2 protein-coding genes are annotated in these 980 nt (G+C 46.0%); both read right to left on the bottom strand.

All coding sequences use genetic code 11. The features are described from left to right. On the bottom strand, window positions 1-416 hold a 416-nt coding region (locus tag HGG74_RS20870; protein WP_168489460.1), incomplete at its 3' end, for a VirB8/TrbF family protein. Between the two features lie 194 nt (window positions 417-610). After that, window positions 611-980, bottom strand: a 370-nt coding sequence (locus tag HGG74_RS20865; RefSeq protein ID WP_376766166.1) for a hypothetical protein, incomplete at its 5' end; no start/stop codon positions are given.

Raw genomic sequence — 980 nt, 5'->3', positions numbered from 1 at the left:
TTGTAATCCGTCGCCACATTCTCAGCGCTGTATAACAGAACATAATCATAATCATGCTGGAGACTGAAATAGTTATACCCTTCACGACGCTTCACATACTGAGTAATGAAGTATTTCGCCAGCGCTTCATTTTCAGAGAGGTTTTCTTTTTTAACAGAAGTCAGTCTTTCAGCAACGCCAGTGACACCATTAATAAGATAAGCTTCGACAACCGTACTCTTTAACGGTAGCGCTCCATTCAGTGCCAGCAGAGACAACACACCTACGGCAATTCCTGCAATACCACCGAATTTATAAATGCGGTTCATTTTCTCCTGCATCAATACATTTTTCTCTTCAAAAGTAGTTGAAGAGTCTGTTACTTCTTTTTTCTTGTTAAAACCGGGAAGTTTTAATCCTGAGAGTTTAAACCCCATTGCGCATTACCTCTGCTGAATTAACAGGTTCGCTTTTTCCGGATACCGGAGGTTGTTTATGTGACGCCTGGCATCCGACAAGGCAAAGCGTCACGATAGCCGTGATAAGTAGTTTCATAATGTGAGAACCTAAATAGAGGAGTGAATATTTACTGCGGAATACTCAGAGTTGACAGATTTAAATAATAAATCGGTTAACCTCCATATTTCTTTTTCGCCGCATCTATCGCAGCCTGGCGAAGCCTCTTAGCGCCAATATTAACGCCCTGCCCGGTCAGATTCCCCAACTTACCGGATACACCAGGAGACTGGTTGAACCCTCCATCCTGACGGCGAACGCCTTTCCATGCGCCAATCCCTGCATTTTTACCCATACCAAGCAGATTACGCCCCATACGGGAAGCGCCGAACACGCCAGCACCAATCCCCATTGCGGCTGCCCCTTGCATCGCGCCTTCAACACCTACCCCTGCGAGCTGGGAAGCATAGGTTTTGGCTTGCCAGATAATCCAGGCCATAAATGCACCTGCAACCCCGGCCTGAGCACCTGTTGATATCAGATTT

The sequence above is a fragment of the Arthrobacter mobilis genome (assembly GCF_012395835.1).
GTDB classification, from domain to species: Bacteria; Actinomycetota; Actinomycetes; order Actinomycetales; family Micrococcaceae; genus Crystallibacter; species Crystallibacter mobilis.
This window is presented reverse-complemented; position numbering and strand designations above follow the sequence as displayed.